Here is a 24356-nt window from a genome sequence, read left to right as displayed (position 1 = left end):
TAGGCATCCCCACGCGCGATGCGCGATGGTGGAGGCATGGATGCGAAGGACGTTCTCATCGATGCGTACGGCCGGATCCAGGAAGAGGTGCACGCCGCCGTCGACGGCCTCTCCCCGGACGATCTCCACGCCCGGCCCGCCCCCGACGCCAACTCCGTCGCCTGGCTGGTCTGGCATCTCACCCGGATCCAGGACGACCATGTCGCCGACGCGGCCGGACTCGACCAGGTGTGGCTGAGCGAGGGCTGGAAGAAGCGGTTCGGGCTCGGACTGCCGCCCGAGGACACGGGGTACGGGCACAGCGCCCGGCAGGTCGCCCAAGTGCGGGTGGAGTCGGGCGACCTGCTGCTCGGCTACTACGACGCGGTGCACGCGCGGAGCCTGGAGTACCTGCGAGGCCTGACCGCAGGCGACTTCGAGCGCATCGTCGACGAGCGCTGGGACCCGCCGGTCGGTCTCGGCGTACGGCTGGTCAGTGTCCTGGCCGACGATCTGGAGCACGTCGGCCAGGCCGCCTATCTGCGGGGGCTGCTTCAGAGCGCCGAGGCGTAGCCCGGCAGGACGACGTCCTCGATGAGGGCGTTGCGCTCGTCGAACGGGATGAACGCGCTCTTGACCGCGTTCACCGTGACCGTGCGCAGGTCCTCGACCGTCCAGCCGGCCTCCTCGACCAGCAGGGACATCTCGCGGGTCATCGTCGTGCCCGACACCAGACGGTTGTCGGTGTTCAGGGTGACGCGGAAGCCCAGGTCGCGCAGGGCGGTGATGGGGTGCTCGGCGATGGACTTGGCCGCGCCGGTCTGGAGGTTGGACGTCGGGCACATCTCCAGGGCGATACGGCGGTCGCGCACCCAGGTCGCGAGCCGGCCGGGCCTGCCGTCCACGATGTCGTCGGTGATCCGGACGCCGTGGCCGATGCGCTGGGCGCCGCAGACCTGGACGGCCTGGTGGATGCTGGGCAGGCCGTGCGCCTCGCCGGCGTGGATGGTGAACGGCACGTTCTGGCGGCGCAGGTGCTCGAAGGCGGCGAGGTGGTCGGCGGGCGGGAAGCCGTCCTCGGCGCCCGCGATGTCGAAGCCGACGACACCGGAGTCCCGGAAGGCGACGGCCAGGTCGGCGGCCTCGGCGACGCGGTCGAACATGCGCATCCCGCACAGCAGTGTCCCGACCCGCACCGGGGTGCCCGCGGCGGCGGCTTTCGCCATCCCCGCCGCCAGGCCCTCCTGGACGGTCTCGACGACCTCGGGGAGGGTCAGGCCGCCGTTGACGTTCAGTTCGGGGGCGTAGCGCACCTCGCCGTAGACGACGCCGTCCTCGGCGAGGTCGAGGACGTACTCCTCGGCGGTGCGCAGCAGGCCCTCGCGGGTCTGCATCACGGCGAGGGTGTGCTCGAAGGTGGCTATGTAACGCACCAGGTCACCGGAGTTGGCGGCCTCGTAGAACCAGGCGGCCAGCTCGTCCGGGTCGGTGGTGGGCAGGGTGTGCCCGACCTCGGCGGCGAGCTCGACCAGGGTGGCGGGGCGCAGGCCTCCGTCGAGGTGGTCGTGCAGCACGGCCTTGGGGAGGCGACGGAGGGTGGCGGTGTCGACGGGGGACGCGGTCATGTGCGTGTTCCTCGGTAGCAGGTCAGAGGGAGCGGCGTTCGGTGCGTGCTCTCGGCGTGGTGGATGGAAGTCCTCGATGGGGGTCCCCCCGCGCGAGCGAAGCCGAGCGTGGGGGAGGAGCTACTAGGGCTTTCGTCCGGTGCGGTGAGTGGGGGCACCTCCCACGCCCTTAAGGCTGTGGGGGAGCATGCCGGGCGTTGCGGCGGCGGGCTGGAGGAGGTCCCAGCGGTTGCCGTACAGATCCTGGAAGACGGCGACCGAGCCGTACGGCTCATGACGCGGTTTCTCCAGGAAGGTCACGCCGGCGGCGCTCATCCGGGCGTGGTCGCGGGCGAAGTCGTCGGTGTGCAGGAAGAAGCCCACGCGTCCGCCGGTCTGGTCGCCGATCCGGGCGCGCTGGTCCTCCCCCTTGGCCCGGGCGAGCACCAGCCCGGTGCCCGCTTCCGGGCTGCCGGGCTCGACGACGACCCAGCGGGAGCCGTCGGGGCGCGGGGTGTCCTCGGCGAGCCGGAAACCGAGGGCGTCGGTGTAGAAGCGGATCGCCTCGTCGTAGTCGTCCACGACAAGGGTGACCAGGGCGATGCGTCTCATCGGCTCTCCTCGGCCTCTCGGAGGTGGTGGTGCGGTTGACGGGTGAGGTTATACGTAACACCCCCTGGATGTCACGTCCGCGCCCGCGACCCCGGGAACGATCGCCGGGGCGTGATCGTCGAGCAGGTGTGAACCGTGAGCAGGCTGTCGCCAGGGCAGGCTCCCCCGCGCTGGGGAGCGTGGCCGCCTTTGTGCTGCTGGCGCTGCTCGCCGCGACCGTGGCGGCCCAGGGCGGCGGCACCCTCTTCGGGGACCGGGATCTGCTGGAGTGGTCGCTCGCCCACCGCCCCGACCTGGCCGTCACCCTGGCCCGCGTGGTGACCCACACCGGCTCGGGCTTCGTTCCGTACGTCGTTGTCGTGCTCGCCGGTCTCCTGCTCGGCCGGACCTCGCGGCAGCGGATTCTCGCGGCCGCCGCCTGTCTCGTCTGCCTGGTCACCGCGCAGGCGGTGCGGTTCTCGGTGATGGCGCTGCTGTCCCGGCCCCGGCCCGCCACGGCGCACTGGGCGACGGACGCCGGCCACTGGTCGTTCCCCTCGGGCCACACCACCACGTCGGCCGTCACGGCGGGGCTGCTCGTCCTCGCCGTCTGGATACGGGCCCCGCGCGGCCGGTACGTCCTCGCCTCGGCGATCGGCTGCTGGGGTGTGCTGGTCGGGCTGAGCCGGGTCTATCTGGGCGTCCACTGGTTCTCGGACGTCGTCGGCGGCTGGCTGTTCGGCCTGTGGTGGCTCGGGATGGCCGCGTACGGGGTGGCGCGCTTCGCCCCGGACGCGTGCGCGGAGGTGCTGCGCGGGGCCGGGGCCGCACGGCGAGGGGTGCTGCTGCCGGACATACCGGGGCCGGGATCAGGGACCGAACCGGCGCGTGGCAAGGTGGAGATCGCGTCGGAGTCAGATCCCGGCGCACCCCCACCGAGCACTGTCCACACAGGAGTTGAGTGCCTTGTCCGAGCTCCCGAAGCCGACCGGGGCCCCGTCCCGCCAGAACGTGACGTTTCCCAGCGCTGACACCACCGCGCACGGCTATCTGGCGCTGCCTCCGTCCGGCAGCGGTCCCGGCGTCATCGTCATCCAGGAGTGGTGGGGCCTGACCGACCACATAGCGGACGTCACCGACCGGCTCGCACAGGAGGGCTTCGTCGCTCTCGCCCCCGACCTCTACGGCGGGAACGTGGCGCACGAGAGTGCGGAGGCGCTGCGCATGATGCAGGCCCTGCCGGTGGCGAAGGGCGTCGAACTTCTCTCCGGCGCGGTCGACCACCTGCTGGCGCTGCCGGAGGTCACGTCGGAAACGGTCGGCTCGGTCGGTTTCTGCATGGGCGGCGGCTTCGTGCTGTATCAGGCCGCGGCCGACCCGCGTGTCAGCGCCGCCGTGCCGTTCTACGGCGTGATCCGGGGCGAGCTGCCCGACTTCTCGGGCCTGAAGGCCGAGGTGCTGGGCCACTACGGCGAACGCGACGCGAGCATTCCGGTGGAGAGCCTGGACCCGCTGCGCGAGGCCATCGAGAAGCAGTCCGGCATCACCCCGGATCTGCGCGTCTACCCGGCCGACCATGCCTTCTTCAACGACTCCCGCCCGGTGCACGACGCCGAGTCGGCGGCTCGGGCGTGGGCGAGCACGGTGCCGTTCCTGCGGGAGCGGGTGCGCTGAACACGGGTGCGCGGGCCCGGGGTGCCTTTCCCCCGGACCCGCACAGACCTGCCGGTCCGGTACGTCAGCCGCTCTCGCCCGCCAGCCATGCCGTGGCGTTGAGGGCGAGGGGTGCGTTGGTGGCGCCGGTGTCGTTCCAGCCGTCGTACAGCGTGTTGCCGGACTGGCCGGTGCCGTCGTCGATCGGGGAGCTGTCGCCCCAGAAGGCGATCCGGCCACTGCCGAAGGTGCTGGTCAGGAAGAACGCGCCGGTGTTCCCGGAGTAACCGGAGCGGTAGAGCAGGCCCTTCACGGCGGAGTTGTCGGCGGGCTTGAGGGTGGCCGTCGTACCGCTGGCGATGAGGCTCTTGGTGACGGTGCCGAAGGTGCCGTGCAGGACCGGGTCCGAGCTGTCGCTGATCGCGGCCGGGTAGCCGGAGCTGATGCTCAGGGAGTCGATGGAGAAGCCGAACGGGTCGGTGGAGTCGACGCTGTTGTTGGTCATCAGGTCGTTGAGGATCTCGACGGCGTCCTCGCCGTCGTTGTTGCGGTCCGCCCCGGTGTGGTCGGAGATCATGAAGAGGCCGCCGCCGTTCTTGACGAACGTCATGATGGCGGTCTTCTCGGCCGTGGTGAACAGCGTGTTGGGCTCGGGCAGCACCAACGTGTCGAAGTTGGACAGATCAGTCGCCGTGGAGCCGCCGTAGGCGAGACTGGAGCCCGAGGGCAGCGTGTTGAGGCTGTAGTCGCCGGTCTGCTGGAGTGCCACACCCCAGGAGGAGAGCGCGCCGGTCCAGTCGCCCTCGCCGGACGGGGCGGAGTCCTCGGAGAGCGGGTCGGGCTGGCTGCTGGAGACGATCCAGTCGGCGTTGCCGGCCGTCTCGGCGTGGGCGTTGTCGAAGAGGACGCGGTGTGGGGTGGCCGCGAGGGCGGGGATCGCCGTGGCGGTGGCCTGGACGGCGGCGCCGGTGGCGATCAGGCCGAGCACGGCCAGGGCCGAGGCGAGTCGGTGACGGGTCCCGGTGATGGCGTACATCTGGCGTTCCTCCATGGGTGGGGGGATGTGGGGGAAGGCGGTGCGGGTGGCGAATCTGCGCGCGTAGACCGGGCGTTGAAGAGCTCCCGGTGCACACAAGGCAGGACCGTACCGACAAGATCCACGCCACTGGCAGACCCGGCCGGGGTTTCACGTAAAGCTCTTACGGACGAGTAACCACCGGCCAAAAAGGGGGCCTTACCGGTGATTACGGACGGTGCAGCGCGCCGATCCGCGTCAACTCGTCGTCCGTAAGCCGCAGTCCGCCCGCCGCCACGTTGTCCACGACATGCTCCGGGTTGCCCGTGCCCGGGATGGCGAGCACATGTGCCCCCTGGTGCAGGCTCCACGCGATCCGGACCTGGGCGGGGCTCACGCCGTGCGCGCGGGCGACGGCGACCACCGCGTCGTCGTGGGTGTCGGCGGCGCCGTACGCTCCCCCGCTGCCCGCCACGGCGAAGAAGGGCACAAAGGCGATACCTGACTCCCCGCACAGCCGCACGAGTTCGTCGCCCTCGGAGTCGGGACGGTCCAGCGCGTACCGGTTCTGCACGCACACCACCGGGGCGATCGCCTGCGCCTCGGCGAGGTGCCTCGGCTCGATGCCGGAGATGCCGAGGTGGCGGACGAGGCCGGCCTCGCGCAGTTCGGCGAGCGCGCCGAAGTGCTCGGCGACGGAAGTCTGGTCCAACCTGCGCAGATTGACCACGTCGAGGTGGTCGCGGCCGAGTTGGCGCAGGTTCTCCTCGACGTGTCCGCGCAGTTGGTCGGGCCGGGCCGAGGTGCCCCACTCCCCCGAGTAGTCGCGGTACGGCCCGACCTTGGTGACGATGACGAGGTCGTCCCCGTACGGCGCCAGCGCGCTGTTGATCAGTTCGTTGGCGGAGCGCAGCGCGGAGAAGTAGAAGGCGGCGGTGTCGATGTGGTTGACGCCGAGTTCAACCGCCGTCCGCAGCACGTCCAGTGAGCGCTCGCGGTCGCTGGACGTGCCGAGGTGGAAGGCCGCGCTGCCGGTGAGCCGCATGGCGCCGAAGCCGAGCCGGTTGACGGTGAGGTCGCCGAGTTTCCAGGTGCCCGCGGCATCCGCGGTGATCGTTTCCGAGGTCATCGACGGAGTCTCGCACCCGCCGCGCGCACCGGCCCGGCGCCTTTACCGGCCTTTGAGCACCCTTTACGGATAGGTGTACGTGTTCAGCGTGGCCACCGCCGAGGCGGGATTCCCGAGGTCGTAGCGGTCCACCGCAAGAAAGTTGGGCTTCTTGCGGGCGGCCGGCTGGCAGAACCGCTGGGCCCTGTCGGCGAGTTTGGTGTTGTCGTTCGTCGCTGTGGAGGCGATCGCCACGTCCCGGAAGTGGTTCATGACGAAGAGGGGCTTGAAGGCGCCCTCGGTGCGGGTCAGCGGGGTGTTGGAGTCGGCGCCGTACCAGCGGCTGTAGCAGGACCAGTCGGAGGAACCGAGGCCGCCGCCCATGGACCAGTAGTTCTCCACGGTCCACTCGCGCTGGTACATCACGCCGAAGGTGTCCCGGGTGAGCCCGGCGCTCTGGTCGGCGGAGCGGCTGTGGTCGGTGAAGATCAGCAGCCGGTCGTCGGCGGCGACCAGATCGGCGATCTTCGGCCAGCCGTTCTGCCGTACGCCGGTCTGGTCGGGCCGGTAGAGGACGTCCGACAGGCCGCTGACGCGGGCGAGTTCGCTGCGCAGCACGCTCGGGTCGACGTAGTCCTCCAGGAACACGGTGACGACCTGGGTGGGGTTCTGCTTGAGGAAGTCGACCATCCGCTGGAGGTCGACCCAGAGGGCTACCGGGCTGCTGACGAGGGTGCAGCTGTTGTGGCAGAGGATCGCACCGTCGGAGGTCTGGTGGATGTCGAGCATGAACCCCCGTACGCCGTCGTTAAGTTGCTGGTTGATGCCGCGCGACTGGTTCGGCACGAAGTTGACGAAGGGCGGGGCGAAGCCTCCGTCGACACCGTTCGCGTACGCGTTGTGGGAGGTGACGAACGTGACCTGGTCCAGGGTCCGTTGGTCGGCGGACGGCATCGGGGCGACGCTGGGGGCGACCGGGGTGAGGTACCAGGCGGCCAGGCTTCCCGCGCCGCCGACGGCCAGCTGGTCGGGGTAGTTGGCGCCGGACGGCTTGGCGGCGACCGTCAGGTAGCGGGTGGTTCCGGGGGCCTTGAGGGTGTACTGGTCGGTGCCGGACGGGGTGATCTCCCAGGCCGCGTCGGCGCTCGTACAGGCGACGGTCCTGGCCTGGTCGCCGGAGCGGCCGAGACAGCTGCCCGCGGTGTCCGTGCTCTCCAGGAGGTACGAGGTCCCGCTCGCACGCAGCGTCCACTGCTGGCGGTCCTCGTTGCCCTTGGGTCTGTGCTGCTCGACGGCTCCGGCGTCGTCGGCGGCGTTGAGTCCGGTGGTGGCGCTCTGGACGTAGTAGGCGCCGGCGGCCGGGACCGCGGCGGCCAGGGCGGGCGGCGCGGGTGCCGCAACTGCCGTTACCAGTGCGGCTGTTGCTGTGAGCAGCGCGGTGCGGGGGGTTGGCATGGAGAGGCGCCCTTCATGAACTCGATGACCCGACAGCTCGATTACTCGATCGACAGGGGCATGACATCACGAACCTCCGCCCGAAGCCCAGCACTCGGTCGGCACACCCGCGACCGAGGATGCCGGGCCCGGAGCGGCACAACGCGGGCTCGGTGCCGGCCGCGTCAGCGATCGACCGGCTCGTACTCGAACCAGTCGAAGTGGACGGAGCCGGCACCGGCGAACATGCCGATCACCCGGCCGGTGAAGCCGCCGGCGACCTCCGTGGCGAGGTACTTCCCGTCCAGTGAGGCAAGCTCGACGAAGGTACCGTCCGGTTCCTCGATGCCGATCGTCACGGTGTCCGGGCCGGTGCGCGCATCCACGGCGTGTACGGTGACCACCTCGATGCGGAGGACCACCGGCCCGGGGAGTGCCGGACGGGACGCGACGACGCTGCTCAACGGGCCGATACGAGCCCGTACTTGAACCTCCCCGGACGAGGCCTCGATGTCGTAGTGATGCTGTTCGTCGAGGCGGACGGCCAGGCCGCCGCGGCCGTCCGTGACGTCGACGAGGGCTCGTACGCGGCAGGACACGTGCTGCTGCCGCCGGCCGACGAACGTCACGTCGGTGTCGTCGAGGGAACCTCCACGCGCCCGAAGAGTGAGCCAGCCGGGCTTTTCCTTGGTCGTACACGCCTCCGGCGGGCGGTGCCGCAGGGAGATCCAGTGCGGGGCCAGCTCGCTCAGATCGAAGTCGTCCAGGCCGGGGACGGAGGCGTGCGGCTGCAGCGGCCAGGGCGGCGCCGGCATGGAGGTCGACAGTTCACCGACGACCGGCCAGCCGTCGGCCCAGTCGACGGGCACCAGAAACGTCTCCCTGCCGAGTACGTGCCACCCCGGAGTACCACCGCCCGGCCGCACGCCGAGCAGCACCATCCACCACGAGCCGTCCGCTGCCTGCACCAGGTCGGCATGGCCGGTGTTCTGGACAGGGTGGTCGGTGCCCCGATGGGTGAGGATCGGATTGGCCGGACACGGCTCGAACGGCCCCGTGGGCGTACGGCCGCGGGCGATGGAGACACCGTGGCACCGCTCGGTGCCGCCCTCGGCGATGAGCAAATACCAGTAGTCGCCGATCCGGTAGAGGTGCGGTGCTTCAGGCGCCAGGGCCCGCGGGGCGCCGGACCAGAGCCGGCGGGACGGGCCGAAGGTCTCCCCGGTGTGGGGATCGATACGGATCTGTCGGACTCCGGCGGTGGTGCACCAGCAGTTGCCGTCCTCGTCCCAGGCGAGGTCCGGGTCGATGCCCTCCACTCCCGGCAGACGGACGGGATCGGACCAGGGACCGGCCGGATCGGTAGCGGTGAACAGCAGATTGCCGTCCCCGCTCACATTGGTGACGATCAGCCAGAAGCGGCCGTCATGGTGGCGGAGCGTGGGTGCGTAGATGCCGCCCGAGGACGGCGTGTCGAGTGGCAGGCGCAGCTGCGTCGGCCGGTCGAGCGCGTTGCCGATCTGCGCCCAGTGCACCAGGTCCCGGCTGTGGAAGAGGGGTACCCCGGGGAAGTACTCGAAGCTGGAGCAGGCCAGGTAGTAGTCCTCGCCCACCCGGCACACGGAGGGGTCGGGATGGAAGCCGGGGATCACCGGGTTGTCGATGGTGCTGGCGTTCTCGGGCTTGTTCGACACCCTCATCGAGTCCTTTCACTGGTGTGACGCGCGGGAGTCACCGGCGCAGCTTGGACGGTTGGTTCAGCGGCGGATACGAGTACACACCAGCGGTAGCCGTCGGCACAGCGGGGATTCCCGCCGACGATCCGGCGGGCTGTAGCGACCGTTCGCATCAACACCCGTCGCCTATCTCTTCGGTCTGACCTTTGATATGTTTCGACGCCACCGAGGCTGCGGGAGGCGTTCGAGCTGTGGACTTCGAGCTGACCGACGATCAGGAAACGATCCGCAAGGCCGTCGCCGGACTCCTGCGCGACTTCGACGACCGGTACTGGATGGAGAAGGACCGGGACCACGAGTTCCCGGCCGAGTTCTACGACGCCGTCGCGGGCGGCGGCTGGCTGGGGCTCACGATCCCCGAGGAGTACGGCGGTCACGGTCTCGGCATCACGGAGGCCACGCTGCTTCTTGAGGAGGTCGCGCGGTCGGGCGGCGGCATGAACGCGGCCAGCGCGATCCACCTGTCGATCTTCGGGATGCATCCCGTCGTGGTGCACGGCTCCGAGGAGCTCAAGCGCCGGACGCTCCCCCGTATCGCCACCGGCGACCTGCACGTCTGTTTCGGCGTGACCGAGCCGGGCGCCGGTCTGGACACGACGAGCATCACGACGTACGCCCGCCGGGACGGTGACCACTACGTGGTGAACGGCCGCAAGGTGTGGATCTCCAAGGCGATGGAGTCGGAGAAGATCCTGCTGCTGACGCGCACGGCGAAGGTCGGCGAGGTCGCGAAGAAGACCGACGGGATGACGCTCTTCCTCACCGATCTCGATCGCGCCCACGTCGACATCCGCCCCATTCCGAAGATGGGCCGCAACGCCGTCACCTCCAACGAACTCTTCATCGACGATCTGCGGGTGCCGGTCGAGGACCGGGTCGGCGAGGAGGGGCAGGGGTTCCGGTATCTCCTCGACGGGCTGAATCCGGAGCGGATGCTGATCGCCGCCGAGGCGTTGGGCATCGGCCGGGTGGCGCTCGACAAGGCCGTGCAGTACGGCAAGGAGCGTGTCGTCTTCGACCGGCCGATCGGCATGAACCAGGGGGTGCAGTTCCCGCTCGCGGACTCGCTGGCCCGGCTGGACGCGGCCGAGCTGGTCCTGCGCAAGGCGACCTGGCTGTACGACCGCGGGCTGCCGTGCGGACGCGAGGCCAACACCGCCAAGTACCTGTGCGCGGACGCCGGGTTCACGGCGGCGGACCGGGCGCTGCAGACGCACGGCGGGATGGGTTACTCCGAGGAGTACCACGTGGCCCGCTACTTCCGTGAGGCGCGCCTGATGCGGATCGCGCCGATCAGCCAGGAGATGATCCTCAACTATCTCGGCTCCCATGTGCTGGGCCTGCCGAGAAGTTACTGACGGGACATAACTATTAACGGTCCGTCAATTATCGCTTTCCAGACGGTTGATGACGTGGAGTCAGTGATGACCGACAACAGCGGTCTGTTCGATCTCACGGGCCGGTCCGCGCTGGTCACCGGGGCGGCGGGCGGTATCGGCGCCGCCGTCGCCCAGGCGCTCGCCCGGGCCGGTGCCGCCGTGCTCGTGACGGACCTCGACGGGGACGCGGCGGCCGCTGTCGCCGGGAAGATCGGCGCCGCCGGCCGTACGGCGGACAGTGCCGCACTCGACGTACGGGACCGGGCCGCCGCCGATGCCGCGGCGGCGCGGGCGGCGGAGCTGACGGGCGGGACGCTGCACATCGTCGTCAACAACGCCGGGGTCACCGCGCCCGCCATGTTCGACAAACTGGCTGAGGACGACTTCCGGCGGATCGTCGACATCCATCTGATGGGGACCTTCCACTGCTCCCAGGCGGCGCTGCCCTTCCTTCCGGAGGACGGCACGGGACGGATCATCAACGTCACGTCGTCGGCCGGCCTCGTCGGGACGCTCGGCCAGGTGAACTACTCCGCCGCGAAGGCGAGCATCATCGGTTTCACGAAGTCGCTGGCGCGTGAACTGGCGCGCCGCCAGATCCTGGTGAACGCGCTGGCGCCGCTCGCCGCGACGCCGATGACGGAGACGATCCGCACCCACGAGAAGTTCGCGGCCCCGATGCTCGCGCGCATCCCGCTGGGCCGCTGGGCGGAGCCCGAGGAGATCGCCGGGAGCTTCGTCTTCCTCGCCTCGGACGCGGCGTCCTTCATCACCGGGCAGGTGCTGCCGGTGGACGGCGGCCTGGTCATGTGACAGGCGGTACGGGTCCCGTATTGAATGGTCCGGCCGAAGTGCCACCACCGACGAGAGGCCTGAGCCGTGCAGAGCGCCGGACGTTCCGCCAGTGACCCGCGCTTCGATGTGGTGAAGGTGCCCAAGGCGTCGGACGTGCTGGCCGCCGAGGTCCGTGAGCGGATCCTCTCCGGCGAGTTCACCGAGGGCATGGCGCTGCCGCCGGAACGTCAGCTGGTCGACCAGACGGGGCTGAGCCGCGCGACGGTGCGCGAGGCGCTGCGCATCCTCGAAGTCGAGCGGCTGCTGCGGATCAGGCCGGGGCGCGGTGGCGGGGCCTTCGTGCACCGGCCGGGCCACGAGTCGGTGGCGAACACGGTACGGCTGGTCATCCGGGGTCAGCAGATCCGGCTGGAGGCGCTGCACGAGACGCGCGAGGCGATCGAGCCGACGTGCGCCGCGCTGGCCGCGAAGCGGCGTACGTCGGCCGACCTCGCCGAACTCGACGCGGCGCACGCCGAGTTGGTCGGAGCGGAGGACGACGTCCCGCGTTTCCTGCGGGCCAACGTCCGCTGGCACACCGCCGTGGCGAAGGCCGGCGACAACGAGCTGCTGATCGGCTTCATGACCGCGCTGTCCCAGTCGATCTACGCCGCCACGGACATCGACCGGTTCATGGACGCGGAGATCCGCGAGGTCACCGCCCGCGCCCACGCGCGGATCACCGAGGCGATCCGGGCACAGGACGGGCCTGCGGCGATGCGCCGGATGACCCGGCATGTGTGCGGGTTCGCCCGCGCGGCGGCCGAGGCGGACCAGCGGCAGCTGGTCGCGCTGCCGGAACCGGCCGACGACTGACGTCAGTTCATCATCCGGGCCGGGCTCCCCCGACCCTGGTCCAGTCTCACCCACCCGCGCGAGAATGTAATTTCCATTTATCGTGAACAACGCTCTTCACTTCTGGTCTGACCTTTACTAGCATCCGAGATCGACGAGCAGTGGAGAGGGGTGCGCATGGGCGAGGCCGGCTCCGTCCTGACCGTGACCGCCGACGGCGATGTCCGGGTCGTCACCCTGAACAGGCCCGACAGGCTCAACGGTGTCTCCGAGGAGCTCCACCGGCGACTCGCCGAGGTGTGGCGGGAGTTGGCGGACGACCCGAAGGCCCGGGCTGTCGTCCTCACCGGCGCGGGGCGGGCGTTCAGCGCGGGCGGCGACTTCGACCATCTGCGGCGCCATCACACCGACCCCGAACTGCGGGAGCGGTCGATACGCCTCGACCGGACGATCCAGACGGAGATGATCCGCTTCCCGCTGCCCGTCGTCGCGGCGGTCAACGGCCCGGCGGTGGGCCTGGGTTGCAGCCTGGCGCTGGGCTGCGATCTGGTCCTGATGGCCGACGACGCGTACCTCGCGGACCCGCACATCTCGGTGGGTCTGGTGGCCGGCGACGGCGGTGTGACCCTCTGGCCGCTGCTCACGAGTCTGCTCCGGGTGAAGGAGTACCTCTTCACCGGCGACCGGATTCCCGCCGGGACGGCGGTCCAACTCGGCCTGGCCAACCGGGTCGTACCGGCCGCCGACCTTCACCAGGAGGCGCTCGCACTGGCCCGTCGGCTGGCCGCGCAGCCCCCGGAGGCGCTGCGCGCCACGAAGGCGGCGCTCGCGGCGGTGGTGGAACAGGCGACCCGGGGCGGTATGGAGGCGGCGCTGATGGCCGAGCGGGCCACGATGACCAGCCCGGACCACATCCGCATCATCGACGAACTGGCGTCACGGGCGGACCGCCGGGCCAAGGGCGAGGAGGGATAGCCGGTGGAGACCGAGGAGTTCGTCCTCGTACGCGACCTGTTCCGCTCCTTCGCCACCCGGTTCCGCGTGAACTCCGCCGACGACGTCAAGCCCTCGGCAGGCGCCGCAGCGCAGGAGGCCCTGAGCGAGTTGGGCCTCGGCGAACTGCGCCGGTCCACGCCTTCCGCGGCCACCGTGCAGGAGTGCGCCCTGCTCGCCGAGGAACACGGCACCCTGCCCCTGCCCACCTCTCTCCTCGGTACGGTCCTGCTCGCCCCGGAGCTGCTGCGCCTGCTCGGAGCAGCTCCGGCCGCCGGTACGACCCCGACGATCGCCCTCGCCCGCGACCTGCGCTTTCCCACCGCGAGCTCCTCCCCGCTCGTGGCCTGGGACAGCGAGGGCGCGGACGAGGCGCTGTGCGTGCTCCCCGACGGAACGGTGACCGCGGCCGAACTGGGCCCGGCGGCACCGGGCGTCGATCTGCTGCGGGCGATCCGTACGGCGGGGTCCGCGGAGCGTGTCGTCGGACGGCTCGACCCGGCCGGACACCGGCACTGGCAAGCGTACGCACTGATTGTCGTGGCCTCCGAACTCGTGGGCGCGGCACGGTCGTTCGTCGGGCAGAGCGTGGAGTACGCGCGGGAGCGCAGCCAGTACGGCCGGCCGATCGGGTCGTTCCAGGCGGTGCAGCATCTGCTCGCCGACGCGACCGTGCTCGTGGAGGCCTGCGCGAGCGCGACCCGGTACGCCGCCTGGTGTCTCGACCACGAGCCGCCTGAACGGGCGTTGGCCGCCGCACGGGTCGCGAAGGCCGAGGTGAACAGATCGGCGGTGGAGGCGGTGTACGCCGGTATGCAGGTGTTCGGCGGGATCGCACAGACGTGGGAGCACATCGCGCACCTGTATCTGCGCAAGGTCCGCGTGGGCGCGACGGTGCTGGCCACGACAGCCGATCTGCTGACGGTGCTGGCCGAACCGGAGGCGGTGCGATGAACGACTCCCCGCTGGACTTCGGCGACCCGGCCGACCTCAACCGGCTCCGTACGGAGTTCCGGGCCTGGCTGGCCGAACACCCGCTTCCCGAGCGGCGCTTGGACGAACCGGTCCCCGTCTTCCTGCACCGCTGGCATCGGCTGCTGCATGCCGGTGGCTGGGTCGGCCTCGATGTGCCGGAGCGCTATGGCGGTCGTGGTCTGACGGCTCTTCACCAGGTGGCGATCAGCGATGAGTTGGGCGCCTGCCGGGCCCCGGGGGTCCCCCGGATCGGCTATCTCGCTCACGCCCTGCTGGAGTTCGGCTCCGAGGAACAGCGGCTGCGGCTGCTGCCACGCATGCTGGCGGGCGACGATGTCTGGTGCCAGGGGTTCAGTGAGCCGGGTGCGGGTTCGGACCTCGCCGGCATGAGTACGTTCGCGGAACGCCGGGGCGACGACCACTACGTCGTCCGGGGGCTGAAACTCTGGACCAGTTACGCCCAGTACTCCGGCCTCTGTCTTCTTCTGGCCCGTACGGACCGCACGGGCTCCCCGCATCGCTCGATCACGGCGTTCGCGCTGCCCCTGGACCGCGCGGGGGTGACCGTACGGCCCCTGCGGGCGGCCAACGGGGACGACGAGTTCTGCGAGCTGTTCCTCGACGACGTCCGCCTGGAGGAGTCCGAGCGGGTCGGCGCAGAGGGCGACGGCTGGCCGCTGGCCATGACGACGGTGTCGTACGAGCGCAACGCCCTGGACACCGGTCATCTGTCGAAGTACGGCCTGCTCGTCGAACGCCTCCGGTCCGCCGTCCGCGAGCGGGCGGACGCGCTCCCGGACGGGCTGCGCTCCGAGATCGGGCAGTGCTACGTGGACTACGAGGTCCTCGTGGCGCATGCCCGGCGCCGTACCGCCGAACGGCTGAGCGGGCAGGTGGCCGGCCCGGAGTCGTCCATCGACAAACTCCTGATGACGCGGGCCGAACAGCGCCTGTACGAGACGGCGCTCAAGGTGTTCCCGGAAGAGCTGGCCGAGGACGGCGGCGAGATATTCGGCGAGTACCTCTATTCCAGGGCCGCGTCGGTGTACGGCGGTACCTCCCAGATCCAGCGGAACATCATCGCGAAAAGGGTCCTGCATCTGCCCTCGTCCGCTTCGTCCGGCCAGTCCTGAGCCCTGGAGCCTTCTCCATGCGATACGACGAAGAATTCCTGACCATTCCCCATGTCATCAGGCTGGCCGCCGAGCGCTTCGGAGACGACATCGCGCTGGTGGACGGGGACCAGCGATGGAGTTTCCGCGAGCTGGAACAGCGGATGGTGGAGGCGGTGAAAGCCACGATCGCCCTGGGAATCAAGCCGGGCGACCGGGTCGGGCTCTGCGCGCCCAATTCCGCGGAATGGATCTTTGCCGCACTAGGCATTCAGGGAGCGGGAGGTGTCGTCGTCCCTCTCAACACGCGATTCAAGGCGGGCGAAATCTCCTACATCCTGCGCAAGTCGGGAGCGAAGGCGGTCTTCGCTTCGCCCTTCCTGGACAGCGACTACATTGCCGACCTGTTGGAGTACGACCCCGGTCTTCCGGCGCTGGGCAGAACGGTGTCGATGTCGGTTCTCGGCCCGAAGGGTGCCGCCGATCTGTCGTGGACGGAATTTCTGCGGGCCGGTGAGGCAGTTCCGTCGTCCGCGGCCGAGGAGTCGATCGAGCGGCTGACCTCGGACGACATCTCCGACGTGATGTTCACATCCGGCACGACCGGCCATCCCAAGGGCGTCGTCCTCACCCACGGTCAGTCGCTGCGGGCCTATGGCTGGATGGCCGAGGAGTACACCTTCCGGCGCGGCGACAGCTTTCTCGTCATCCCGCCGTTCTTCCACTGCTTCGGCTACAAGGCGGGCTGGCTTGCCTCCTTGATCCACGGGGTGACGGTCATTCCCATGGCCGTGTTCCACCCCGGACAGGCACTGGAGATCATCGGCAGAGAACGGGTGAGCATTCTGCTGGGCCCACCCACGATCTTCCACGACCTCATCAACCACCCAGACCGCTCGGCACACGACCTTTCCTCACTTCGCGTCTCCATGACGGGTGGCACCACCATTCCGGAGTCGCTGATCCGTGCCATGAAGGCGGAGTTGTCCTTCGACATCGTGATGAGCGCGTACGGGCTGACCGAGTCGTCCGCACTGGTGACGACCACGCGTGTGGGGGATTCCGAGGAGACCGTGGCCCGAACCACCGGACGTGTCATTCCGGACGTCGAGGTGAGAATCGTCGACGAGGAGGGCCGGGAACTCGCGGCGGAACAGGACGGGGAAATTCTCGTACGGGGATACAACGTCACCCGAGGGTACTGGGAGGACCCCGAGGCGACCGCCGCGACGATCGACGGTGAGGGCTGGCTGCACACCGGGGACATAGGGCGGCTCGACGCGTCCGGGAATCTCTCGATCGTCGACCGGAAGAAGGAGATGTACATCGTCGGCGGATTCAACGCCTATCCGGCGGAGATCGAGAAACTGCTGCTGGCGTTCGAGCCCATCGGACAGGTCGCCGTGATCGGGGTTCCCGACGAGCGGCTCGGCGAGGTCGGCTGCGCCTTCGTCGTCCCGAAGTCGGGGTACGAGGTCGGCGAGAAGGACGTCGTAGCGTGGTCGCGCGAGCACATGGCCAACTTCAAGGTGCCGCGCCATGTCCGCTTCAGCGACCAACTCCCGCGCAACGCGAGCCAAAAGGTGCTCAAGGACGAGTTGCGTGCCCGCTTCGAAGCGAAGGCCTGACATGGATGACGAAGCCGGCACGGCCAGGGCGGCCGGGCCGCTGGCCGGCATCACGGTGGTGACGCTGGAGCAGGCGGTGTCCGCTCCCATGTGCACGCGCACGCTCGGCGACTTCGGCGCCCGGGTGATCAAGGTGGAGAACCCGAAAGGCGGCGACTTCGCCCGGCACTACGACGATGTGGTGAACGGCCTCTCGGCGCACTTCGTGTGGATCAACCGGGGCAAGGAGTCCGTGGCCCTGGATCTCAAGTCACCAGCAGGAATGGCCGTGTTGCACCGGCTGCTCGGCCACGCCGACGTCCTCGTCTCCAACCTCACCCCCGGCACCACGGCCAAACTGGGCATCGCCCCCGCCGATCTGGCCGTACGGCATCCGGAGTTGATCGCGGTCGAGATCGACGGGTACGGGCCGGGCGGGCCCCTCTCGCACAAGCGGGCGTACGACCTGCTCGTCCAGGCCGAGGCGGGATCGTGTGCGGTGACCGGGCTGGCCGGAGCGCCGGCCAAGCCCGGGCCGCCGATGGCCGACGTGTGCGCCGGGCTGTACGCGGCCCTGTCCATCATGGCGTTGCTGTACGAGCGGGGACGCGGCGGCCGCAGCGGTCCGGCCTCGGTGGCGGTGAGCCTGTTCGACACGATGACGGAGCTGATGGGCTATCCGCTCACCTACACCAAGCACGCGGGCGTCGATCAGCAGCCCATGGGCATGGGGTCGCCGGCGGTGGCGCCGTACGGGGCGTACGCCACGGCCGACGGTCACACCGTGGTCCTGGGGACGACGAACGACCGTGAATGGCAGCGGCTGGCAAGGGAGTTGCTGAACCGGCCCGACCTCGCGGACGACGAACGGTTCGCCACCACCCCGGGCCGGGTCGCCCACCGCGACATCCTGGAGGCCGAGATCACCGCCTGGTGCGCCCGCCGCGATCTGGCGTACGTGCAGAGCAGCGCGGACGCCGCCGGGATCGGCAACTCCCGGTTCAACAAGCCGAGCGAGGTCGTCGCGCATCCGCATCTGAAGGCCCGTGACCGGTGGCGGGAGGTCGAGACGCCGTACGGGCCGATCACCGCGCTGCTTCCGCCGCCGGTCATCTCGGGCTACGAGCCGCCGATGGGCGCCATCCCGGCGCTCGGGCAGCACACGGCCGCCGTACTGGCCGAGTTGGGGATCGACGACCAGGGCGAGGAGACGGACACGGAAGCGGGCGGGAGCGGGGGCGAGGCGCCGTGAACAACAAGGAGCCCGTGCTGCTCTGCGGCGACCGGGACGGCGTACGGACCCTGACCCTGAACCGGCCGCACCGGAAGAACGCGATCGACGCGGAGTTGTGGGACGCGTTGCGGGACGCGCTGCTGGCCGCCGGGAGGGCTCGTGCCGTGCGGGCGCTCGTCGTCACGGGGGCCGGGGGCTCGTTCTGCTCGGGGGCCGACATCTCGGGTGGGCCGAGCAGCGTCCACCCCCTGTACCGGATGCGGACGTTGAGCGAGATCGCCCTGCTGCTGCACGAGTTGCCGGTGCCGACCATCGCCAAGGTGACCGGTGTCGCCGTCGGCGCGGGGTGGAACCTCGCGCTCGGGTGCGATCTGGTCGTGGCCACGCCGGACGCGCGGTTCTCGCAGATCTTCGCGCGGCGCGGGCTGTCCCTGGATCTCGGCGGCTCGTGGCTGCTGCCGAAGCTGGTCGGGTTGCAGCAGGCCAAACGGCTCGCACTACTCGCGGAGACGATCGGCGCCGAGGAGGCACGGGCGCTCGGGCTGGTGACATGGGTCGTGGCCGCCGACGAAGTGGACGCCTTCGTCGACGGGCTCGGGGCGCGGCTGGTGGCCGGGGCGCCGATCGCGCTCGCGCAGACCAAGGCGCTGCTCAACGAGGGCGCCGACCGGACGCTCCGGGACGCGCTCGCGAGCGAGGCACGCGCCCAGGGGGTCAACTTCGCCACGGTCGATGTGCCGGAGGCGTTCTCGGCGTTCACGGAGAAGCGCGAGCCGTCCTTCAGCGGACGGTGGGCGGTGCCGGGGGCCGGCCAGGAACCTACCAACTCGGGGGCGCCAGGCGCCTCTTCGGTCAGGAGGCCGTAGTGCGTGAAGCGGTGATCGTGGCGGCGGTGCGCACCCCCGTCGGCAAACGTGACGGGAGCCTTGCGGGCGTACACCCGGCCGACCTCTCGGCTGTCGTGCTGAACGCGCTCGTCGACCGGACGGGCATCGATCCCGTCGTCGTCGACGACGTCGTCTGGGGCTGTGTGTCGCAGGTCGGCGACCAGTCGAGCAACATCGGCCGCTATGCGGTGCTCGCGGCGGGCTGGCCCGAGAGCATTCCGGGTACGACGGTCAACCGGGCCTGCGGGTCCAGTCAGCAGGCGCTGGACTTCGCCGCGCAGGCCGTGATGTCGGGGCAGCAGGATGTCGTCGTGGCGGGCGGGGTCGAGGTGATGAGCCGGGTTCCGCTGGGCTCGGCGCGGGCCTCCGGGATGCCGTACGGGCCCCAAGTCCTCGCGCGGTACGACGACTTCTCGTTCAACCAGGGGGTGTCCGCCGAGAGGATCGCCCAGAAGTGGGGGTTCACGCGGACGCGGCTCGACGAGTTCGCCGCGCTGTCGCACGAACGGGCCGCGGCTGCCCTGGACTCCGGGGTGTTCGAGGAGCAGATCGCGCCGGTGTCCGTCGGCGACCTGACTGTGGGGGCCGATGAGGGGGTGCGGCGCGGGACCAGTATCGAGAGCCTCGCGCGACTCAAGCCCGCCTTCCAGGACGACGGAGTGATCCATGCCGGCAACGCCTCCCAGATCTCCGACGGCGCCGCCGCGCTGCTCGTCACAACGCCCGAGAGGGCACATGAGATGGGCCTCGCGCCGCTCGTGCGGTACCGCGCGGGTGTGGTCGTGGGCGCCGACCCGGTGCTCATGTTGACCGGGCCGATCCCCGCGACCGAGCGGGTGCTGCAGAGGGCGGGCGTCGGGCTGACCGAGGTCGGCGTCTTCGAGGTGAACGAGGCCTTCGCGCCCGTACCGCTGGCCTGGCTAGCCGAGACGGACGCCGATCCGGCGCTGCTCAATCCGCTGGGCGGGGCCATCGCCCTCGGGCATCCGCTCGGGGCGTCCGGCGCGGTCCTGATGACCCGCATGATCCACCACATGCGGGAGCGCGGCCTGCGCTACGGCCTGCAGACGATGTGCGAGGGCGGCGGCACAGCCAACGCCACCCTCGTCGAACTCGCCTCCTGACAGGAACAGACGGGAGCTGTTGTGCGCCGAGACATCTTCACGCCCGACCACGAGGCGTTTCGCGATCTGGTGCGGGACTTCGTGGCGAACGAGGTGGTCCCGTACTACGCCGACTGGGAGGAGGCCGGGCGGCTGCCCCGCGAACTCTTCGAACAGCTCGGCTCGCTGGGCCTGTTGGGCATGTCGATCCCCGAGGAGTACGGCGGGGCGGGCCTCGACGACTACCGCTACAACGTGGTCCTCCAGGAGGAGGCGGCCCGCGCGCTGGTCACCCTCGGTACGGTACGCACCCAACTCGACGTCGTCCTCCCCTACTTCCTCGCCTACGCCGATCAGGAGCAGCGCGCCCGCTGGTTCCCGGGCCTCGCCGCAGGCAAGCTGCTCACGGCCGTCGCCATGACGGAACCCGGCACGGGCTCCGACCTCGCGGGCATCCGGACGACCGCCGTGCGGGACGGTGACGTGTACGTCCTGAACGGCGCGAAGACGTTCATCACGGGCGGGCTGCTCGCCGACCTGGTGGTCGTGGTGGCTCGGACTGCCACCGACCCCGACGACCGACGCGCGGGGCTGACCCTGCTGGTCGTCGAGGACGGCATGCCGGGGTTCACGCGGGGCCGGGTGCTCAAGAAGATGGGCATCAAGGTGCAGGACACCGTCGAGCTGGCCTTCGACGACGTACGTGTCCCGGTCGCCAACCGGCTCGGCGAGGAGGGCGCCGCCTTCGGCTACCTGGGCCACAATCTGGCGCAGGAGCGGATGACCGTGGCGGTCGGCTCGGTCGCACAGGCGCGGGCCGCCCTCGACACGACGGTCGGATACGTCAAGGAGCGCAAGGTCTTCGGGAAACCCGTCGCCGCCTTCCAGAACACGAAGTTCGAACTCGCCGCTGTGGCAGCCGAGTTGGAGGCCGCGCAGATGATGCTCGACCGTGCGGTGCTCGAACTCGTCGACCATGAACTGTCCGGCGCGGACGCGGCGAAGGTCAAGCTGTTCTGCACGGAGATGCAGGCCCGGGCCGTCGACCGCTGTCTTCAACTCTTCGGCGGATACGGGTACATGCAGGAGTACCCCATCGCCCGGCTGTACACGGACGCGCGCATCACCCGTATCTACGCCGGCACGAGCGAGGTCATGAAGGTCATCATCGCCAAGTCGTTGGGACTGTGAGAACGGGGATGCCCATGCCGGACACGGACTTCGAGGGCCGGAGGGGCGCCGCGTTCGTCGCGGGCGGCACCGGTGGCATCGGTGCGGAAATCGTACGGATTCTGGCCCGGCGGGGCAGCGATGTGGCGTTCACGTTCCGTGCCAACGAGTCGGCGGCGGAGTCGATCGCCGGCGAGGTGAAGGCGTACGGGCGCCAAGTCCACGCTCTGCGGCTCGACTTGGGGGACGAGTCGGCGACGGCGGGGGCGGTGGCCGAGGCCGCCGACGCGTACGGAGGGCTGCACACGGTCGTGTACGCGGCCGGTCCCCACGTACCGATGACGCATCTGAGCAAGGTGACGCCGAGCCAGTACCGTGCCCAACTCGACGCGGACGCCGGGGCGTTCTTCAGTCTCATCCATCCGGCGCTGCCGCTCCTGCGGGAGACCCGGGGCAGCATCGTGGCCGTGACGACGGTGGCCACCCGCCGCTACCCGGTCCGGGACGGGTTGTCGGCGGGCACCAAGGGGGCCGTCGAGGCGGTCGCCCGGGCGCTCGCGGCGGAGGAGGGCCGGTACGGGGTGCGCGTGAACTGCGTGGCGCCCGGCATGCTCAACGACGGTATCGCCGCCCGTCTGATCGCCACCGGGGAACTGGACGAGGCCGCGCTCGCGATCACCCGGCGCAATATCCCGCTGCGCCGCTTCGGGGCCGCGACGGACATCGCGGAGGCGGTGGCGTTCCTCGCCTCGGAGCGCGCGGGGTTCATCACGGGGCAGGCGCTGGGGGTGGACGGCGGGTACAGCGTCTAACGCGCCTCATTCGGGGGCGGTGATGCGCTGTCCGCCGACGAACGCCGCCCGTACGGTCTCCCCGGAGAGTGCGTCGAGCGCTTCCCGCAGGGGCACGTGGAGCAGACACAGGTCGGCGATCATGCCGGTCGTCAACCTCCGGGTACGGCCGGGGCGTTGGGGCTCCCCGGTGAAGAGGTTCAGTGCCGACTCCGGGGGCAGGGCCTCTCCCCCGCTCCGTTCGACGGTCGCCCGTATGACTGCCCAGGGATCGTGGGTGCCGTACGGGGCGTCGGTGCCGGCGGCGAGCGGGATGCCGGCGTCGGCCAGGGTCCGGCAGCGGTAGAGGTGGGGGCGGTCGTCGGCGTCCACGTCGGTGGTGTACGCGTGGCCGCGTTCGGCGGGGAAGTGCGGCTGCGTCACGACCGTCACTCCGAGGTGCCCGATCCAGGGGATCGTCTCGGCCGGGACGACGGACGCGTGCTCGATACGGTCGCCGTCGACCGGGCCGGCCTCGTCCAGGGCGAGGAGGGTCACGAGCAGCTGAACCCGGGTCACGCAGTGGACGGCCACCGGGCGTGGCCGCAGCGATGCGATACGGGAGGCCAGATGGGCCGGGGCGGGCAGGGTGGCATCGTCGAGCATGAGCTTCACGGGCGCGTCGACCGTCATGACGAGCAGCCTCTGCGGCAGCACCGACAGCAGGTCGAGGAGGCCGTCCGCCGGATGCGGATCGGCGTTGGTGAACCCCGTGACGCCGAGCGCCGCCGCCCTGCGCCCCACACCCTCCAGGTCGAGACGCACGGGCGGGACGAATCCGCGCAGCCGTTCGTCCTCCCGCCAGAACCGTCCATCGCTCGCCCCCGTTCCTGTCCCCGTCCCCTCCTCCAGCCCGGCCGCCCGCAACGCGGCGCTGTTCCACACCCACTGCGCCCCCGTACGGTGCTGGACGCGGACGGGCCGGTCCGGTGGGGCGAGGGCGTCCAGGACCCACCGATCGAGGTCGCCCGCAACGCTCTCGTGATAGCCGATGGCCCGCACCCACTCCGCCGGGTCCCCGCCGCTCAAGGCCGCGGCGAGTCCGTCCCGGCCGGTGACGTCGGCCGGACCGACGCGCACGGACGCGGTTTCGGCGGCCAGCGCCGCGAGGTGTACGTGGTGGTCGTGGAGGCCGGGCAGCAGGGCGCCGCCGTGCCCGTCCAGGTCGTCGGGGGCACCGGGGGTGTCGGAGCCGTGCGTTCCGTCCAGCCGCTTGCCGATCTCGGCGATGCGGCCACCCAGGACCCGTACATCGACCCGGCCCGCTCCCTGGACCTCGACGTTCCTGATCAGCACGGCGACGGAACCAGGGAGGCGGCGCAGGCCGACATGGCGAGGCTCAGCAGGTCGCCGCCTCCGGTGGCCAGGGAGCGGGCCACGGCGTGGGCCGCGTAGACGCCGGTGACCGGGTCGGCGAGCGCGTCGCCCAGGAACACGGGGTCGCCCTGTGCGTCGAGGCCGGTCAGGCCGCCCGCGACGGCAGCGTCGTCGCCGAACGCGATGCGGTCGTCGTCCCTGCCGTACCCGGTGATGCTCACCCAGACCCGGCCCGGACGGGCGGCGAGGAACTCCTCGGCGTGGACCCCGAGCCGGCGCAGCGCCCTCGCCCGGGACGCCTCGATGACGATGTCGGCCCCGGCGACCGCCTCGGCGAGCGCCCCCGCGGAGAAGTCCAGCACCAGGCTGTCGTGCCCTTCGTGCAGCCAACGGTAGAAGGCGGGCGATCCGGCGCGGGCACCGTCCGGGCGGTCCGTGCTCTCGACCTTCACCACTTGGGCGCCCGCCAGGCCCAGGAGGCGTGCACACAGGGGGCCCGCCCAGAGGGCCGACAGGTCTACGACACGCAGGGCGGCTGTGTCGCGTACGCATCGCTCGCCGAGGCGCACGGCTCGTACCGGAGGTCCGCTCACGGAGGCGTGCTCCGAGGCCGCGATCCCCAAGAGCTGGGCGTTCGTTGCGACTTGGGCTGCCGTGGCCCGTCGCGCCGCCTCGTGGAGCGGCTCGCCCTGCGTACCCGAAAGGAGGGCGACGAGGGCGGGTACGGCGGTCAGATCGTCCGGGCGGGCGAGGTTCACGGCCGTCCAGCCGTCGGCGGTTTCGAGCAGTTGGCAGAAGCCGCCGGCCGAGGTCCTGCCGGGGAGGGTGTGGCCGGCCAGCCGGGCGCGCAGGAAGAGGGCGGTGGGCAGGTCGACGGGCACACCGGTGAGCGCGGTGAACTCCTTCGCGACGGAGGCGAGGGGAGGCAGATACGGCTCGACCGACTCCATCCAGCTGTCGAGAGCGTCATTCTCCAACGGACAAACGCCCTTCTCTTGCG

Annotated in this window: 21 protein-coding genes and 2 pseudogenes; 15 read left to right on the top strand and 8 right to left on the bottom strand. The window is 70.5% G+C overall.

Annotated elements, in window-relative coordinates; translation table 11 throughout:
* Positions 1-36: 36 nt before the first annotated feature.
* A complete protein-coding gene (locus ACH4TV_RS14030; protein WP_398397623.1) occupies positions 37-552 on the top strand; it encodes a DinB family protein in 516 nt (171 codons plus the stop codon).
* Here ACH4TV_RS14030 and ACH4TV_RS14025 read toward each other — a convergent pair.
* Positions 534-1604, bottom strand: coding sequence for an adenosine deaminase (locus ACH4TV_RS14025; protein ID WP_398397621.1), 1071 nt, complete (start codon positions 1602-1604; stop codon positions 534-536). The two genes, ACH4TV_RS14030 and ACH4TV_RS14025, sit on opposite strands and share 19 nt — an antisense overlap.
* 201 nt (positions 1605-1805) lie before the next feature.
* Positions 1806-2195: pseudogene (locus tag ACH4TV_RS14020) on the bottom strand (VOC family protein); the annotation flags it as partial.
* 128 nt (positions 2196-2323) lie between these two features.
* Here ACH4TV_RS14020 and ACH4TV_RS14015 point away from each other — a divergent pair.
* A complete protein-coding gene (locus tag ACH4TV_RS14015; RefSeq protein ID WP_398397619.1) occupies positions 2324-3205 on the top strand; it encodes a phosphatase PAP2 family protein in 882 nt (293 codons plus the stop codon).
* Positions 3141-3848: a dienelactone hydrolase family protein gene (locus ACH4TV_RS14010; protein ID WP_398397617.1), complete on the top strand. Its 708-nt coding sequence runs from the start codon at positions 3141-3143 to the stop codon at positions 3846-3848. Before ACH4TV_RS14015 ends, ACH4TV_RS14010 begins: the two co-directional genes overlap by 65 nt.
* A gap of 67 nt (positions 3849-3915) precedes the next feature.
* On the opposite strand, the pseudogene ACH4TV_RS14005 reads toward ACH4TV_RS14010, so the two are convergent.
* The 4 genes and pseudogenes from ACH4TV_RS14005 to ACH4TV_RS13990 all read right to left on the bottom strand — a co-directional run.
* Positions 3916-4863 (bottom strand): annotated as a pseudogene (locus ACH4TV_RS14005) (hydrolase); the annotation flags it as partial.
* A gap of 208 nt (positions 4864-5071) precedes the next feature.
* On the bottom strand, positions 5072-5971 hold the full coding sequence (locus ACH4TV_RS14000; protein WP_398397615.1) for an aldo/keto reductase: 900 nt from the start codon (positions 5969-5971) through the stop codon (positions 5072-5074).
* Positions 5972-6034: 63 nt separating this feature from the next.
* On the bottom strand, positions 6035-7405 hold the full coding sequence (locus ACH4TV_RS13995) for an RICIN domain-containing protein (RefSeq protein ID WP_398397613.1): 1371 nt from the start codon (positions 7403-7405) through the stop codon (positions 6035-6037).
* Between the two features lie 164 nt (positions 7406-7569).
* Positions 7570-9084, bottom strand: a complete 1515-nt coding sequence (locus ACH4TV_RS13990; RefSeq protein ID WP_398397611.1) for a glycoside hydrolase family 43 protein — start codon at positions 9082-9084, stop codon at positions 7570-7572.
* Between the two features lie 227 nt (positions 9085-9311).
* Between ACH4TV_RS13990 and ACH4TV_RS13985 the strand changes: the two genes are divergently transcribed.
* From ACH4TV_RS13985 to ACH4TV_RS13930, 12 genes are all read left to right on the top strand, one after another.
* A complete protein-coding gene (locus tag ACH4TV_RS13985; RefSeq protein ID WP_398397609.1) occupies positions 9312-10478 on the top strand; it encodes an acyl-CoA dehydrogenase family protein in 1167 nt (388 codons plus the stop codon).
* A 66-nt stretch (positions 10479-10544) separates the two neighbouring features.
* On the top strand, positions 10545-11312 hold the full coding sequence (locus tag ACH4TV_RS13980; RefSeq protein WP_398397607.1) for an SDR family NAD(P)-dependent oxidoreductase: 768 nt from the start codon (positions 10545-10547) through the stop codon (positions 11310-11312).
* Positions 11313-11378: 66 nt separating this feature from the next.
* The gene (locus ACH4TV_RS13975) at positions 11379-12149 is read left to right on the top strand and encodes a FadR/GntR family transcriptional regulator (protein WP_398397605.1); all 771 of its coding nucleotides are present in this window, start codon (positions 11379-11381) and stop codon (positions 12147-12149) included.
* Positions 12150-12305: 156 nt separating this feature from the next.
* On the top strand, positions 12306-13103 hold the full coding sequence (locus ACH4TV_RS13970) for an enoyl-CoA hydratase/isomerase family protein (RefSeq protein WP_398397603.1): 798 nt from the start codon (positions 12306-12308) through the stop codon (positions 13101-13103).
* 3 nt (positions 13104-13106) lie between these two features.
* Complete coding sequence (locus tag ACH4TV_RS13965; RefSeq protein WP_398397601.1) at positions 13107-14075, top strand: acyl-CoA dehydrogenase family protein; 969 nt, start codon at positions 13107-13109, stop codon at positions 14073-14075.
* Positions 14072-15229 carry an acyl-CoA dehydrogenase family protein gene (locus ACH4TV_RS13960; RefSeq protein WP_398397599.1) on the top strand — a complete coding sequence of 386 codons (1158 nt, stop codon included), beginning with the start codon at positions 14072-14074 and terminating at the stop codon, positions 15227-15229. Before ACH4TV_RS13965 ends, ACH4TV_RS13960 begins: the two co-directional genes overlap by 4 nt.
* 17 nt (positions 15230-15246) lie before the next feature.
* Positions 15247-16836 (top strand): FadD3 family acyl-CoA ligase, encoded by a 1590-nt coding sequence (locus tag ACH4TV_RS13955; RefSeq protein ID WP_398397597.1) that lies wholly within the window; start codon positions 15247-15249, stop codon positions 16834-16836.
* Position 16837: 1 nt separating this feature from the next.
* Positions 16838-18067 carry a CaiB/BaiF CoA transferase family protein gene (locus ACH4TV_RS13950; protein ID WP_398397595.1) on the top strand — a complete coding sequence of 410 codons (1230 nt, stop codon included), beginning with the start codon at positions 16838-16840 and terminating at the stop codon, positions 18065-18067.
* Positions 18064-18915, top strand: coding sequence for an enoyl-CoA hydratase/isomerase family protein (locus tag ACH4TV_RS13945; RefSeq protein WP_398397593.1), 852 nt, complete (start codon positions 18064-18066; stop codon positions 18913-18915). The genes ACH4TV_RS13950 and ACH4TV_RS13945 overlap by 4 nt, the downstream gene beginning before the upstream one ends.
* Positions 18915-20060, top strand: a complete 1146-nt coding sequence (locus ACH4TV_RS13940; RefSeq protein WP_398397591.1) for a thiolase family protein — start codon at positions 18915-18917, stop codon at positions 20058-20060. The genes ACH4TV_RS13945 and ACH4TV_RS13940 overlap by 1 nt, the downstream gene beginning before the upstream one ends.
* Positions 20061-20081: 21 nt before the next feature.
* On the top strand, positions 20082-21230 hold the full coding sequence (locus ACH4TV_RS13935; RefSeq protein ID WP_398397589.1) for an acyl-CoA dehydrogenase family protein: 1149 nt from the start codon (positions 20082-20084) through the stop codon (positions 21228-21230).
* Between the two features lie 14 nt (positions 21231-21244).
* Positions 21245-22021 (top strand): SDR family NAD(P)-dependent oxidoreductase, encoded by a 777-nt coding sequence (locus ACH4TV_RS13930; RefSeq protein ID WP_398397587.1) that lies wholly within the window; start codon positions 21245-21247, stop codon positions 22019-22021.
* 6 nt (positions 22022-22027) lie between these two features.
* Here the strand turns inward: ACH4TV_RS13930 and ACH4TV_RS13925 are convergent, their stop codons facing one another.
* Positions 22028-23335, bottom strand: a complete 1308-nt coding sequence (locus tag ACH4TV_RS13925; RefSeq protein WP_398397586.1) for an amidohydrolase family protein — start codon at positions 23333-23335, stop codon at positions 22028-22030.
* Complete coding sequence (locus ACH4TV_RS13920; RefSeq protein WP_398397584.1) at positions 23329-24333, bottom strand: CoA transferase; 1005 nt, start codon at positions 24331-24333, stop codon at positions 23329-23331. Before ACH4TV_RS13920 ends, ACH4TV_RS13925 begins: the two co-directional genes overlap by 7 nt.
* Positions 24334-24356 lie beyond the last annotated feature (23 nt).

Source organism: Streptomyces sp. NPDC020898 (assembly GCF_044333925.1).
GTDB lineage: Bacteria > Actinomycetota > Actinomycetes > Streptomycetales > Streptomycetaceae > Streptomyces.
Note: the sequence above shows the minus strand (reverse complement) of the source record. Positions and strands in the feature narration are given on the sequence as shown.